Source organism: Flectobacillus major DSM 103, assembly GCF_000427405.1.
GTDB classification, from domain to species: domain Bacteria; phylum Bacteroidota; class Bacteroidia; order Cytophagales; family Spirosomataceae; genus Flectobacillus; species Flectobacillus major.
On the sequence record NZ_KE386491.1, the window covers coordinates 4,919,954 to 4,935,063 of the forward strand.

General features: G+C 37.4%; 9 protein-coding genes. 5 read left to right on the forward strand and 4 right to left on the reverse strand.

Features of this window, described 5'->3' with window-relative positions; translation table 11 throughout:
* Window positions 1-56: 56 nt before the first annotated feature.
* A complete protein-coding gene (locus FLEMA_RS74620; RefSeq protein WP_052354298.1) occupies window positions 57-3,251 on the reverse strand; it encodes a SusC/RagA family TonB-linked outer membrane protein in 3,195 nt (1,064 codons plus the stop codon).
* Window positions 3,252-3,500: 249 nt separating this feature from the next.
* On the opposite strand from FLEMA_RS74620, the gene FLEMA_RS74625 reads away from it, so the two are divergent.
* A complete protein-coding gene (locus FLEMA_RS74625) occupies window positions 3,501-4,259 on the forward strand; it encodes a DeoR/GlpR family DNA-binding transcription regulator (protein ID WP_044175254.1) in 759 nt (252 codons plus the stop codon).
* 127 nt (window positions 4,260-4,386) lie between these two features.
* Here FLEMA_RS74625 and FLEMA_RS0157580 read toward each other — a convergent pair whose 3' ends face one another.
* On the reverse strand, window positions 4,387-4,911 hold the full coding sequence (locus FLEMA_RS0157580) for a hypothetical protein (RefSeq protein ID WP_026997358.1): 525 nt from the start codon (window positions 4,909-4,911) through the stop codon (window positions 4,387-4,389).
* Between the two features lie 573 nt (window positions 4,912-5,484).
* Between FLEMA_RS0157580 and FLEMA_RS0157610 the strand changes: the two genes are divergently transcribed.
* The 4 genes from FLEMA_RS0157610 to FLEMA_RS74640 all read left to right on the forward strand — a co-directional run bounded on the left by FLEMA_RS0157610 (window position 5,485) and on the right by FLEMA_RS74640 (window position 11,808).
* Window positions 5,485-5,850, forward strand: coding sequence for a hypothetical protein (locus tag FLEMA_RS0157610; RefSeq protein ID WP_044173774.1), 366 nt, complete (start codon window positions 5,485-5,487; stop codon window positions 5,848-5,850).
* A 394-nt stretch (window positions 5,851-6,244) separates the two neighbouring features.
* Window positions 6,245-7,513 (forward strand): TolC family protein, encoded by a 1,269-nt coding sequence (locus FLEMA_RS74630; protein WP_044173775.1) that lies wholly within the window; start codon window positions 6,245-6,247, stop codon window positions 7,511-7,513.
* Window positions 7,514-7,537: 24 nt separating this feature from the next.
* The gene (locus FLEMA_RS74635) at window positions 7,538-8,635 is read left to right on the forward strand and encodes an efflux RND transporter periplasmic adaptor subunit (RefSeq protein WP_044173777.1); all 1,098 of its coding nucleotides are present in this window, start codon (window positions 7,538-7,540) and stop codon (window positions 8,633-8,635) included.
* A 95-nt stretch (window positions 8,636-8,730) separates the two neighbouring features.
* Entirely contained in the window at window positions 8,731-11,808 is a 3,078-nt protein-coding gene (locus tag FLEMA_RS74640; protein WP_044173778.1) for an efflux RND transporter permease subunit, read from the forward strand.
* A gap of 809 nt (window positions 11,809-12,617) precedes the next feature.
* Here the strand turns inward: FLEMA_RS74640 and FLEMA_RS74645 are convergent.
* Both FLEMA_RS74645 and FLEMA_RS0157800 read right to left on the reverse strand, forming a co-directional pair.
* The gene (locus tag FLEMA_RS74645; protein ID WP_044173779.1) at window positions 12,618-13,109 is read right to left on the reverse strand and encodes a hypothetical protein; all 492 of its coding nucleotides are present in this window, start codon (window positions 13,107-13,109) and stop codon (window positions 12,618-12,620) included.
* On the reverse strand, window positions 13,096-15,030 hold the full coding sequence (locus FLEMA_RS0157800; protein ID WP_044173780.1) for an RHS repeat domain-containing protein: 1,935 nt from the start codon (window positions 15,028-15,030) through the stop codon (window positions 13,096-13,098). The genes FLEMA_RS74645 and FLEMA_RS0157800 overlap by 14 nt, the downstream gene beginning before the upstream one ends.
* Window positions 15,031-15,110: the final 80 nt, after the last annotated feature.

Consider the following 15,110-nt stretch of genomic DNA (forward strand, 5'->3'; position numbering starts at 1 on the left):
GAGTTCAGCCTTGATGAGTTATCTGTTGTTGGTTTTATCAGAAAGATACTATTTCTTTAAAACTTCACGGATAAGTTGATACCATAGCTTCTTGTTCTTGGCAAACCAAAGGCTTCAAATCCTTGAGCATTGCTATTGGTATAGCTCGACTCAGGGTCAAAGTTGTCGGTCTTTTTGTACAGGATAAATAAATTTCTTGCTACGAAAGAAATAGAAGCTGATTGGATTTTGGCAAATTTTAAGTACTGAGCAGGAATCTTATAACCGAATACCACTTGGCGCAATTTGATAAAGCTACCATCGTAGATAAATAAATCTGAATAGTTTTTCAGGTTGTCATAATACAAACGCAGGTTCGACACAGGAATAGTTTTGGTGAAAGCCTCGCCTTTGGTATCGACCCCCGATACCTGTAAGCCCGATTCACGACCTGCCAAAGTACTTTTTTGTAAACCAAATCGAGTAGCATATACATTCATTACCGAGAATACATCGTTGCCAAATTTGCCATCCAATAATATATCTAATGAAAAGTTTTTGTAGCTGAAGCTATTACTCAATCCCATCGTAAGTGGAGCTACTCCCTGACCTATTTCGGTAATTGGTCCTTTTACAGGATAACCTGTCGATGGGTCAAATACAATATTGCCAGCCTTGTCTTTTACCATAGTGTACCCCTTAATAATACCATAAGGGCGGCCAGCGTCGGTATTGATAAATGCCCACGAACCTACCGAAGTTGCCAATTGAATCGTATTGACACCTTCTGTGAGTTTTACTACTTTGTTTTGGTTATAAGCAAAGTTGAAGCTAGCATTCCAATTGAAGTTTTTCGACTTGATAAGCCCACCTGTCAATAACAACTCGATACCGTGGTTGTCTACTTGTCCAACGTTTACGTAAGTATATTGATAACCACTTGTGCCAGAAATAGCCGTTTTTACAATATCGTTAGTAGTTCTTCTGAGATAATACGTAAGGTCGATTCCCAAGCGATTGTTAAACAATTTGGTATCTAAACCAGCCTCCCAAGTAGTTGATGTAAAAGGTTTTAAGCTTGGGTTGTTAAGAAGATATTCGCCATTGGTTGTTGTAATTTGTTGTAAAGGCTGTCCACTACTTGTTACCATACTATAAGTTTGGTTGAGTGTATAAGGGTCAGGAACACCACCACCTACTTGAGCCCACGAAGCACGTAACTTGGCATAATTAACAAACGAAGGCATTTCGGTTGCTTGCGATAGCACAAAGCTTGTCCCTACAGCAGGGTACAAAATGGTGTTGTTTTTGATACCCAAAGTAGAGAACCAGTCTTGACGAGCAGAGGCATTTAAAAACAAAATTCCTTTGTAGTCGAGGTCGAGTGACCCAAATACCGAATTGGTAGCCAAACGTTGTGTAACAGGACGAGTAGTAGCTGTAGCAAGGTTGGTGAAGCTATAAAAATTAGGTATAATGTATTGTGTACCAGATGTATAGATTTCTTCACGCTCAAAGCTACGTTTGTTGCCACCAATCATTGCATTCAAGTGTACATTATTGAAATCGGTATTATAATTGAGGGTTAGCATCGAGTTGCTTTCACTTACCGACGATTTGATACCTTGATATTCACCAGCCGCATTGATTGTATAAACCGTTCCAGTAGGAATAATACCCGTAAAGTTGTAGTTATAAAAATCACGACTGATATTTCCTTTAACAAAAAGGTTTTTCAAGATGTCGTATTTGATACCAAACTGACCGATAAAACGATTTTTGGTATCGTCGTTAGTAAATTTATTAACAACAAAGTAAGAATTAGAAGCGTAAGGCGTTTCGTTCCATTGTACTTCTCGGCCATTGGCATCATATCCTGGCGAAAGCCATCCAATATCTACAGTATTGGCAATCATGTAGTTAGCCCAGTTGGGGTTTCCAGGGGCATCGCCTGCACTTGGGCGATTATGAGCTTTTTCGAGGTTGTATTGAGCCAAGGCATCTATCGAAAGGCGTTCGTTAAGCTTTGAATTCAGGCTTAAATTGAACACCTTTCGGTTGAATGTAGAATTAGGCAAAATACTTTTGTTGTCGATATCGGCCAACGAAGCACGGAAATTAAGAGCTTCTGTTCCGCCACTAAAAGCAACGGTATTAGAAAAAGTAAAGCCCGTATTATAAAAATTTTTGATATTGTTCTTTTGAGGAGAATACGCATGTTGTTGCCCATCGAATGCTGTATACTGTTGCCCATCCATTTTGGCCCCCCACGAGCGACGGCCCCAGCTAATAGCCTGAGCCTGCGATGTTGGCTTTACACCACCGTCACCTTGCCCGTACTCGTACTGCCAATCTGTAAAATCTACGACATCGTCGATAGTTGCAGTTGAGTTATATTCAAGTCCAATACCTTTTTTTACAGTACCCTTTTTGGTTGTAATCAAAATAACACCATTGGCAGCACGAGAGCCATACAACGCTGCGGCAGTACCTCCTTTTAGAACACTGATACTCTCGATGTCGTCGGGGTTGATACCACCAATACCATCGCCACGGTCAACGTTGTGTCCGCTACCACCTGTAGTTGGGCTACCACCTGGGGTACTGTTATCAATAGGCATACCATTAATAACATACAAAGGTTGGTTATCGCCCGAAAGAGAACCATTGCCACGAATAACCACACGGCTAGAACCACCAGCACCAGTAGCCAAGCTAGTGGCATTTACCCCTGCAATTTTACCCGAAAGGGCACTTGCCAAGTTGGTTTCACGAGCCTGCGTAAATTCGCTACCACTTACTTCAGTAACAGAATAAGCAAGAGCTTTTTTATCTTTTTTTACGCCCAAAGCTGTTACCACTACTTCACCTAAGGCTTCAAAACTTTCTTTTAAAGTAATACTTAAAGAAGTTTGCCCCGATGCAATAGCTATTTGTTGTTGTTCATATCCAATAGTAGATACAACAATGCTGAATTTTGCACTAGCAATATTATCAGGAATCAGGAGTTTGAAATTACCCTGAGCGTCGGTTGTAGCACCCACTTTAGGGTTTTCTTTGACAAATACCGAAGCCCCAGCAATAGGTGTTCCGTCTTTGGCTGAAGTAACGTTTCCTGTCAAAGGAACAGTTGCAAGTGTTGTAGATTCAATAACTTTAGTTAGATGGTTAGAACCATATTCAACATTCGAATAGCCATTCAAGGTAATGCCGCCTAGTACAGAAAGCCACATCAACCGTTGAGAAAAATGTAATAGTCTAATTTTTTTCATGAGCTGTTGAGTTATTATGGTAAGTAGTTATTTTGCAAATTTTGCAATTAATTATTGCATTGATTGCACAAACGTACATAATATTTTGTAATAACAAGCATTTATTGCAAATAAAATTGGTTTTTTCTTCAAAAACTGAGTATTTATTCTCAAATTTTGCAAATTTTGAATATATGGTATTTAAGACAGGATGCTGAAAGTTGTAGTTTTTGCTATATTTGTATCGTAAAAACAAATACTCAAAACCTTATGTCGGTTAATCTTTTAAAGAAGGAGAGAAAGGATTTGATTTTGAAAGAAATCAATGTGCATACTCGGGTATCTTTCGCAGAATTAGTGGAGGTATTAAATGTATCGGAAGATACGATTCGTCGGGACTTGAATGAACTGTCGGAAGAAGGGGCTATTATCAAAATACGAGGCGGTGCTATGTCCAAAGCCTATCACCATTCGTCGCAGTTGAAAGAAACGTATGCCCATAATGCTAAATTGCAGATAGCTCAGAAAGCATTATCGCTTTTGAAAGATGGTATGCTAATATTGGTAGGTGGGGGTACAACCATTCGAGAATTAGTAAAAATCCTTCCCGATGATTTGAAGGTTACCTTCATGACTGTCAATCCATTAACGGCTGTAGAATTGCTAGATAAGCCTAATGTCGAAATTATTTTGATAGGAGGGCAGCTTTCTCGTTATAGCCAAATGGCCGTTGGGGGTGAAGTACACCTAAGATTGTCGGAAATGAAAGCTGATTTGTGTATTTTGGGAACAAATGCCATCGATGCCAAAGGTGGCCTAACCGACTCTGATTGGGAAACTGTGCAGGTAAAAAAGACCATGATTAAAGCTGCTGACAAGGTAGCGGTATTGTCTATTTCTGAAAAACTCAACTCAGTGATGAAAATGAAAGTGGCCGATTTATCAGAAATTAACTACCTCATTACCGAACTCCCTGCCGATGCCTTAGAGTTAATGGCTTACCAAAACCAGACAATAACTGTACTGTAAGTTTTTATGATAAATTGCTCAACAAAGAAGGATAAAACCATTCCTATTAGGATATGAATCTATTCAGATACTAATAGGAATGGTCAAATAGCTTTATCTTTCACAAACATATCCGAGCCTTTTTTCCTCAGTTTTGTTGTGCGGCCTCAGTGGCTTTCTTATCTTCTAAAGTTTTCTTTACCTGTTTGAGTTGCTCCAAAAGGTGTTCTCTCATCTGTACAAATTGCATCAATTCGGTATGATTTTCAGAGTATTTGAGATTTGGAAAAAACAAAGAAGGAAATAAGATAAACTCATGCACCTTTTCGTTTGCTTTTTTGGCTTTAGGATTTTTGGTAGTTACTGTTACTTTAGGAGCATTGAAATCTCGGTGCTGACTTTTGGTATCAATATGAATATCTTGAATATGCTCGAAAGGAATTTCTTGGGTAGTAGTTACCGACGTTCCTACGGTATGAATATGAATCAATTTTTGGTCGGATAATGCAACATAAACCGCTCTTTTTTTCTTAAAAATGGCATTGATAGAATCCTGCAAACTTTGCAAACCATTTAGGGCTGGGTACTGAACCGAAACAAGTGCGTGAATGGGATGATTAACGGAATTACTAATGTGAGAAAACGAATCTAATACTTGAAATCTTTTAGCCATACTATTGAATATTATGAGGGTTGAATCGCAAGAGAATCGTAAGGGTGGTATCTCAAGGATATGTACAGATTAACGACAAATGCTTGTGTTTATGATTTTGAACAATTGCAATTTACAAAGAAACGACAAAAAAGCCTTTACACGCAAATGTTATACTCACTTTCAATATTTATGCCAGAAACATTAGAAAAGTTAACATTACAGATACATCAGTGAGCCCAATACGAATACCTTGCTTGCTGCACACCAATTGTATGGCTTTGGGCGTTGGGTATATTAAGTGTTTCATCAATAGAATGATAAGAACAGTTTGTTGATAAAAATCAACAAAAAAAAGGCGTTAGATGTATGTTTTTGCTGGTTTATAAAAAAAAAAGCTAAAAAACTATACTTTTAACATTTTTTAACTACGAAAATCAAAAACAAATTTCTATCTTTACGCAATACAAAGTCACAAGAACTTTTTAACCCCAATATTCCATTTTCCTAACCCGATGGTATTAATGAGTTATAGAGTTCTATATAAACTTCTTTAAATTTTATTGGTAATTCGGCCAAGAATCTCAACAGTATATGAAATCTTTCAAAATCTATAAATGGCTACTCCCTTTTTTGCTATGGTCTATAGCAACGAACAGCTATGCTTTTGATGGAGGAAATACTAATAAAGAGATTGCAAAAGTTAAGAAAAGTATTTCTCGATTTAGCAAAAAAAGAACTTTTGGCCGTCACTTTGAAGTTGAAAATCACTGCTTATTAGATAACCAAGAAGAGAAAGATGAACGTTCGGAAGATTCACGTTGTCTTGCAGCTCCTTCAGATGTCTATTGTCAGGTATTAACAACTATTCAAAGCTTACAAGGAGTGGGTACTCGAATAGGAGTGGCCATATATCCTCCTCAAAAATTATTTGAACTTCATTGTGTTTATCTGATTTGAGATAAATAGCTTCACTTTTTTATTCCCTAAAACAATAATTTATATCAAAAGACTATCTTTGATTGGTATTTCAAAGCAACTAGCTGATAATCAGTAATTAGTTTGTTATAGAATGCTGTTGAGAGAATCGAGAAAAATCTTTTGAGAGAAAAGGTATATTACCAATCACGAAAGTCAGAACAAGGTTTGGGCAAACCGTTTTGAACAATCGGGTTTGTCGATAATACCCAAGTTTTGCTTATACATTGGCGTGGTATAGGTAATGTATTGTTGTGTCGTTAGTTTTCTTTCACCAGAAAGCTTGCTTGTCTTGTTGTGCTTTGTATTTGGTACAATAGGTTAATTATTAGGGAGAGTCCGTTTAACTTTTTAATATCACTTGACTATAAATTCTATGAAGTCCTATTTTGTGTGGATAATAGGCTTTTGTCTTTTATCGAGTCCGATAATAGCACAATCGTCTGATTCCTTAAAAATTTCGATTAGCGATGCTGAGCAACAGTTTGTCAAAAACAATTTAACCTTGCTAGCACAGAAGTATAATATAGAAGCCTCAAAAGCGGCAATTATACAAGCTAAGTTACTACCCAATCCTGAAATCAATATTGAGCAAACCCTCAATACTACACCAACAATTGCCAATGATGCTATGATTGGGGCTTTTGGGCAACGTGCTTTTCAAGTTCAACAACTGATTCAGTTGGCTGGCAAACGCAATAAGCAAGTAAACATTGCTAAAATCAATGCCGAAATTACTGATTATCAGTTTTTTGAAATCTTGAGAGGACTTTCGTATCAGTTGCGTACTAGCTTTTATGCGATTCATTTCTTACAAAAAACCTTGACTACCTACGAGCAAGAAATCGTAACCCTCGCAAGGTTGATTAGTGCTTATCAAGAGCAAGTTCTGAAAGGTAATGTACCTCAAAAAGAGGTAATTAGGCTACAATCATTCTTAGTAACCCTAGAAACAGAGCGTAGTAGTATCTTGATGGACATAGCTGATAATCAGGCTACATTTAAGGTACTAATAGGAGATGTAAGTGCCAAACCTATCGAGCCAATTGTAGACGAAAAGGTTTTGGGCGATATGGATTTGGATAACCTGAAGTTGGCTGATTTGACCAACACAGCTACCGACGGCCGTTTTGACCGCAAAATGCAAGAAGCAACAGTACGCCTTGCTTCGGCTAATTTGGCTTTACAAAAATCATTGGCAACCCCCGATATTACGGTAGGTTATAGCTATGACCGTGCAGGAAGCTACCTCAATAATTATCATGCCCTTACGGTGTCGATGTCGCTGCCGATATTCAACAAAAATCAAGGAAATATCAAAATTGCAGAGAACGAGATTTTGGCTAATAAACAGTATTTGGCACAAACCGATGTCCAAATTACCAACGATGTCCTACAGGCTTTATTAAAAGCCAAAGAAGCTGAAAGGCTGTATAGAACGCTCGATAAAAACTATTTGCCTAGCTTTAATAAGCTAATAGATGGAGTAATCGAGAACTATCAAAAGCGCAATGTAACCTTGATAGAATTTACAGATTTCTTAGAGTCGTATAAAAACACCGTTAGTCAAATTAATTCACTTAATAACACCAGAATTCAAGCATTTGAAAACTTGAATTTTGTAGTAGGTAAAAAGGTTCTTTAAGACAAAAACAGACAATAACGTATCATGAAAAAGCATATCATATATATATCAGTAGCGTTGGCATTTTTATCTGTATCGGCATGTACCAGTACTCAGGCTGATACCGAAACAAAAGATGAAAAGCCTTTTGAGCTTTCGGCTCGATTAAAACAAGAATTAAGCTTAGCAACAGCCACATTAGAGCCCATACAAACCCAATTACAGCTAACAGGAAAAGTAACGCCTTATGAAGATAAGCAGGTGAAAGTTTCGCCTTTGGTCGATGGGGTTATCGAAAAAATTAGTGCCAACTTAGGCGATTTTGTAGGCAAAGGACAAACTTTGGCTATCGTACATTCGTCGGAAGTAGCAGATGTTGAAAACCAAACCGTAGGGTCAACCTCCGATTTGTTGTCGGCACAAAAGAATTTACAAGTTCAAAAAGATATGTATAAAGCAGGCTTAGCATCGGAAAAGGATGTTACGTTTGCTCAAAATGATTTGCTAAAAGCTCAGGGGTCGTTGAAAAGAGCCAAAGAAGTAGCTAGTATCTATAATGTAAAAAATGCTTTTTATACCTTAAAAGCTCCTATTGCGGGTTATGTTATCGAAAAAAACAATGCTATTTCTGATAAAATGTCTTTTCATGAAGGCGAAACAGGTGCATTTTTTACCATTGCCGATTTGTCGCAAATCCAAATCGTAGCCAATGTTTATGAGGCCGATATTGCCAAAGTAAGAGTAGGATCGCCAGTAGAGGTTAAATTGATTTCGTACCCCGACATGGTACTAAAGGGTAAAATAGATAAAATGAGTAATGCCCTCGACCCCGAAACACGTACTTTACAAGTGCGTATTAATTTGGCCAACCCTCATTTTTTGATGAAACCCGAAATGTTTGCTCAGGTAAATGTAAGTTTCAGCACCGATACCCGCAGTATTGCTGTGCCGTCGTCGTCAATCATTTTTGACCAAAACAAAAATTTTGTTGTGGTTTACAAAGACGACCAGCACATGGAAGTGCGTGAGGTACAAATTGCCAAACAAAACGCTAATAAAACCTACATTACAAGTGGCCTCAAAGAAGGTGAGAAAGTAATGAACAAAAATCAATTGTTGGTTTATAATGCTCTTATTGAATAAGAGTATTTGATTTCAAATTTGGGAGAAAAGAAGGAGAAAGAGGGGCTTCCCCAGATTTTGGTTCATTTTTTAGCATCTAAAAACACGGAAGTTTTATGAAAAAGTTATTGGCGTTTTCGCTAAAATATAAATTTGCAGTATTCTTTTTTACTGCCGTAATTGTTATAGGTGGAGTATCAAGTTTTATGAATACACCTATCGATGCCTTTCCCGACGTTACCAACACACAAGTAACGATTATTACACAGTGGCCTGGAAGAAGTGCCGAAGAAATAGAAAAGTTTGTGACTGCTCCTTTGGAGATTTCAATGAATGGCGTACAAAAGAAAACAACTGTTCGGTCTACTACGCTATTCGGGTTGTCGGTAGTAGTAGTGATGTTTGACGATGGTGTTGATAATAATTTTGCTCGTATTCAGGTTAACAACGCATTACAAGGTGTCAGCTTGCCCGACGACGTAGAGCCCGACATACAGCCTCCTTATGGGCCAACGGGCGAGATTTTTAGATATACCCTCGAAGGTAAAGGCCTTACGTCGCGTCGGCTAAAAGAAGTGCAAGATTGGGTAGTTGACCGAAACTTACGGTCGGTTCCGGGTGTGGCAGATATTGTAAGTTTTGGTGGAGAAGTAAAAACCTACGAAATCAGTGTAAATCCAACCCTTTTACAAGATTATAAAATTACGCCACTCGATGTATTTACGGCTGTCGAAAAAAGTAATATCAACGTTGGGGGCGATGTAATTACTAAAAACAATCAAGCGTATGTAGTACGTGGGATTGGCTTGCTCAAAAACATTCAGGATATTCAAAATATCTTGGTGGATAATATCAATGGAGTACCAGTTTATGTAAAAACGGTTGCAACGGTAACAGAGTCGGCTTTGCCTCGTTTAGGACAAGTAGGCCGTGGTACCAACAACGATGCTGTAGAAGGTATTGTGGTGATGAGAAAAGGCGAAAACCCATCGGAAGTTATTGCTAATTTGAACCTAAAAGTAGTAGAACTAAATACCAAAATTTTGCCTAATGGTATCAAAATTCAAACTTTCTATAATCGTCAAACCCTTTTAGATTTTTGTATCGACACTGTAACCCACAACCTTATTGAAGGTATTGTATTGGTAACGTTGATTGTATTGATATTCTTGGCCGACTGGCGTGCATCGTTGATTGTATCAATGATTATTCCGTTGGCATTGCTATTTGCCTTTACGTGTCTAAAGCTATTGGGCATGAATGTCAACCTTTTATCGTTGGGTGCAGTCGATTTTGGGATTATTATCGACGGTACAGTAGTGGTAGTAGAGGGCCTGATTGTCGTGTTAGCACATAAGGCCGAAGAGGTAGGAATGGAGCGTTTTAATAAATTGGCTAAAATGTCGATTATCAAACGTACTGGCTCTAATATGGGTAAAGCGATTTTTACCTCAAAAATTATTATCCTGATAGCCCTATTACCCATCTTTGCTTTCCAAAAAGTAGAAGGAAAAATGTTTTCGCCTTTGGCTTGGACACTAGGTTCGGCTTTGTTGGGAGCTTTGATTTTTACACTTACACTTGTACCTGTTATGGTAAGTTTACTTATGAACCATAACGTAAAAGAGAAAAGTAACTTCGTGGTAAGTTTTGTGATGCGTTATTCAATGAAGGTTTTTCATTACTGTTTCTCGCATAAAAAATTCACTTTTATTGGTACGGCTATTATTACCATAGTAGGTTTTTGGACATTGACGATTCACGGAACAGAATTTTTGCCACAGCTCAACGAAGGCTCTATTTATGTACGTGCTACAATGCCTCGAAGCATTAGCTTAGACGAGTCGGTGCGGTATGCCAACGATATGCGAAAGGTTTTTGAAGGCTTTCCTGAAGTGAGACAAGTACTGTCGCAGGCAGGTCGCCCCAACGACGGAACTGACCCAACAGGTTTTTATAACGTAGAGTTTCACGTCGATATTTATCCTCAAAAAGAATGGGCTAGTAAACTGACCAAAGCCCAATTAATTGAGAAAATGCAAGAAAAGCTTTCGATTTTTCAAGGGGTAACATTAGGCTTTTCACAGCCTATCATGGATAACGTTGAAGAGGCCGTTTCGGGGGTAAAAGGTTCTATTGCCGTAAAAATCTATGGCAATGACTTTGATTATTTAGAAAGTCAAGCCGAAAAAGTGGAAAAAGTACTACGTCATGTACGTGGTATTGAAGATTTGGGTATTATCCGAAACCTAGGCCAACCCGAATTACATATTGAAATGGATCAGCAGAAAATGAATTTTTATGGTGTACAAACCGCCGATGCTGAAGCCGTAATTTCAATGGCAATTGGTGGGCAAACCGCCAGTCAGTTGTATGAAGGTGAAAGAAAGTTTGATATCCGAGTGCGTTTCCAACCTGAATATCGTAAATCAGAGCAAGAAATTCGTAACCTAATGGTTCCGTCTATGAGCGGCACTAAAATTCCTATCAAACAAATTGCCGAAGTTAAAACGCTTACAGGGCCAAGCTTGATTTTCAGAGAAGATACCAAACGTTTTATTGCTGTGAAGTTTTCGGTACGTGGCCGCGACATGGGTAGTACCATTGCCGAAGCTCAGGCTGGAGTAGCCAAAGTAATTACCAATTTACCCAAAGGCTACGATATGAAGTGGAAAGGGGACTTCGAAAACCAACAACGAGCTACAAAGCGTTTGGCACAGGTAGTACCTATTTCAATGATTGCGATTTTCTTTATTCTTTATATCATGTTTGGGAGCTTAAAAGATGCCGCCTTGGTGTTTTCCAATGTACCATTTGCCATCATTGGGGGGTCGGTAGCCTTGCTGGTAACCCATACCAACTTTAGTATTTCGGCAGGTATTGGTTTTATTGCCTTGTTTGGTATATGTATCCAAAATGGAGTAATCATGATAGAGGTGTTCAAAGAGAACCTCCATAAACGAATGTCGCTCATGGATTCTATTCAGGAAGGGGTAAAATCGAGGGTACGGCCAGTAATGATGACCGCCATGATGGGTATTTTTGGGATGTTGCCTGCCGCTACGTCGTCGGGTATAGGTTCAGAATCACAAAAGCCATTGGCGATTGTTGTGATTGGAGGTATGATTGGTGCAACGATTTTAACCTTATTTATTTTCCCACTTTTCTACGAAAAAGTGTATAGAAATAAGTAAAAACGTAGAAGTTAAATTGCGATTGAGTGAGCTGTAGGGCCTTTCTTTTGTGTTGTTTTGGGTTTACACAGATGCAAAGGCCCACAGATTTTTCAGAAGCATTAAAATATCAGGTTTGAACAAGAAATATTGTCAAATCAATTAAGATAATAAAATAATCTATTTGTCTGTTTAGGAATCGCTGTTGGTATTACCGACAGTGATTTTTTTTATCAAATGTTTAGGCGATAAGTTTGAACTAGAGATAAATACAATCATAAGTTATGCTTGAGTGATAAGAGAAGGGCTAGGTAAGTTTCTGGTTTTTTGTTAGTTGGGCTGATACTACAAATTCATCAAAAACCTTTACAATATTCAGTTCTAAAGCTTTGTCTTCAAAAGTAAATAAAATACAAAGGAAAATAAGACCTGTTTTTGGGGTAATTTATGCTAAAGTATTAATTATACTAGACCTAAATCTATATTTTATATGATAAAAGGGGATTATACCTATCAGCTACATGATAGCTTTGTTTGCCTTTAGCGTACTTATAATATTCCGTTTATTAAGGCATTAGCTTGTGTAATCTTGGCTATGCCTAGTGAATCTTTGAAGGCTACTCTTAGATTGCCTAGCTATATATTCCGTAGTTATGCACAAAACCCGCTAACTATATCTTATAGTCAACGGGCTAATATTTTAATGTGAGTTTGTTTTTTTCTTTTAGTAGATAGATAAAATCACAAACATATATTTTATTTAGAAGGTAGAGTTTTGTTTTTATTGATACTACAAATCTGTGGACTATGTTGAACAATAAATACTTTCATTATTTGACACTGGCATTGGTTATCCTAAACTCCCAGTTTAGTTTATCGTCCTTATAAAACTCTTTCTGTATATAAAATAGCGACGTTTGAGGTGTTGAAAAATTGTCACCATTTGATATTGAAAAATTATTACAAGGTAATCCATCACGCATGAAATAGGAAGTAGAGACAACCTGATTATCTCTTACAAAAACAAACATAAAATCTCCTTCTTGAAGAATATCCCAGTCAAAACTATATTCCCACTTAAATCCCAATCGTTTGTTCATTCCTTCTTTATCTTCACTCCCTCCGAAAATATACATTTTTTCCCATTTAAAATCTGTCAGAGTATCCAGCTTAAATCTGGCCTTCTCAGTGTTTTTTAAATGCTCAAATTTGATTAATAAATCAACAAACTTATTTTTGAAGGTGTTATCCTCAATGTTTTTGTATGCAGGCTGACAACTTAGTAATAAAAATGTAAATAAAAAATATTTAATCCCCTCCATGATAAATACGCTGTTCAGATTCCTGTTTTTGCATGATTTTAATAATATTCTTGATGATTTGAGTATGTTTTTCATATTTTTTTTCTGATAAATTGATTTTAGTTACTATTGGTGTTTTACCATCTTTATCAAAGGTGACAATAGATAAATTCCCTTGCATTCCAGTATTTAATACCTTCGATAATATTTCTGAATTTTCGGATCTGATATTTAAACCTTCTCCAATTTCGATTCCTACTGCATTATTAGCTTTATCCATTTCGGTTAAAGCTCCTAGTTGGCCTTTTTCATGTAATGTGCCTAATTCTGTAGCTGCACTTAAACCTAGTGATCTTGTCATTGATGCCATCCAGAAAGCATGCTTGATAGCATTTTTTATGCCCCCATCATGTCTTATCTCAGCGTCAACGGTTGTTCCATTCATTAAAGTGTTGTCTCCCAAGGTATTTGCAAGTCTTTCTGCGTCTTCGGAAATAAATTTTGCTCTTATTGCATTAACAGCATGCTCTTTAGCGTATTTACGTTCATGAGGTTTTAAGTAATTCCATCCAATTTTATCTTTTACATAGTCTTTCATATAATCTCGTAATATATTCCAATATGTCTCTCCAGGCCACATCCCATCAGGGTCAGATTTGAGGATCGGATTATTCCAACTATATTGATATAAAGATAAGTGTTCTTGTCCTTCTATTACAGGGTCTTGACTTATGAATCTTGCAATAGAAGGGTCAAACTGTCTGTGAATCAGGTCTATATATCCTGTTTCAAATTGCGTTTCCCTATTTAGGAATTGGAATTTATTGAAATTAGTAGGATTTCGTGTAATTGCCATCCCTTTCATCGACAAACCCCAAGGGTCGTAGAATAGGCTTTGAAGAGGTGCGGCTATACCAGAGGAATCTTTGAAGGCTATTCTTAGATTACCTAAGTGGTCTGTGATATTATACTCATAGATACCATTGACAATTCGTCCTTCATCGTGGGAGGTTTGGTATAAAACGTTGTTTACATAAATCTCATCTTCTTCATAATCGGTTGTTTCGCCATTAGAATCTATTTTTTTGAGTTTTGAGCCTTGTGCATCATACTGGGTGGTAATAGTTCTTCCGTTGTCGAATGTTATTGTTTTGGGGAGTTTGAGGTAATTGTAAGTGATAGAGGCTATCTTTTTGTTCTTATCCTTTTTCAGACTACCATCTTCCCAATATTCATAATCATTATCGGTATTAGTACCATCTCTAAAATCGCCTAAGTCTGGATTGCCAATGGTGGCATCTTGAATTTTTAGGAGCTTATTAGAATTGGTTTGATAGGTGTAACTTAGGTTATCGACATTGCCAAAACTGGTATAATTGGTATTTGTTGCCCCATTTCTACTAAGACTAAGGATATTGCCATTGGCATCATAAGTTACGTTATTTAGTGCATAGTTTTCACCAGCTTTGGTACTTCCATAAGTGGCAACGGTGATACGAGAAGCCCCGTCGTAGTTGTATTGATAGGCTCTTTGGATACCGTCGATATTACTTTTCCAATATTGGTTTCTGATATTTCCGTCGTAGTATGTACCGTCTTCTTCGTAGTCTAGTTTATAGCTAAATAGGCTATTGGTTAGGTTGTTATTGGCATCGAGGTTGATGCCTTTTAGCCCGCCTCTGATATGGTATTTGTAATCAAGGGTTTGTAATATTCCTGCATTGGTGTTTACCGACAAACTACCTAAGTTTAATGTACCATAATTCTGTAATGTACCTGCATTGAATAAACTTCCTGCGGTGGCTATTTTGCCTGTAGGAATGGTGATGAAATGACCTGTATTGATACGGACGTTGTCAGAGATGCTTGGGATACTGTAGTTTGAGAACTTGTAATGACTGACTGTGATTCTAGTATAACTATATTTTGAACTAGTAAACAACGAAACTTAACTTGTTGAGGGTATTGTTGTTGCAATATATATATAGTTATCCCCCAGTTAGACACTAACTGGGGGGGCAT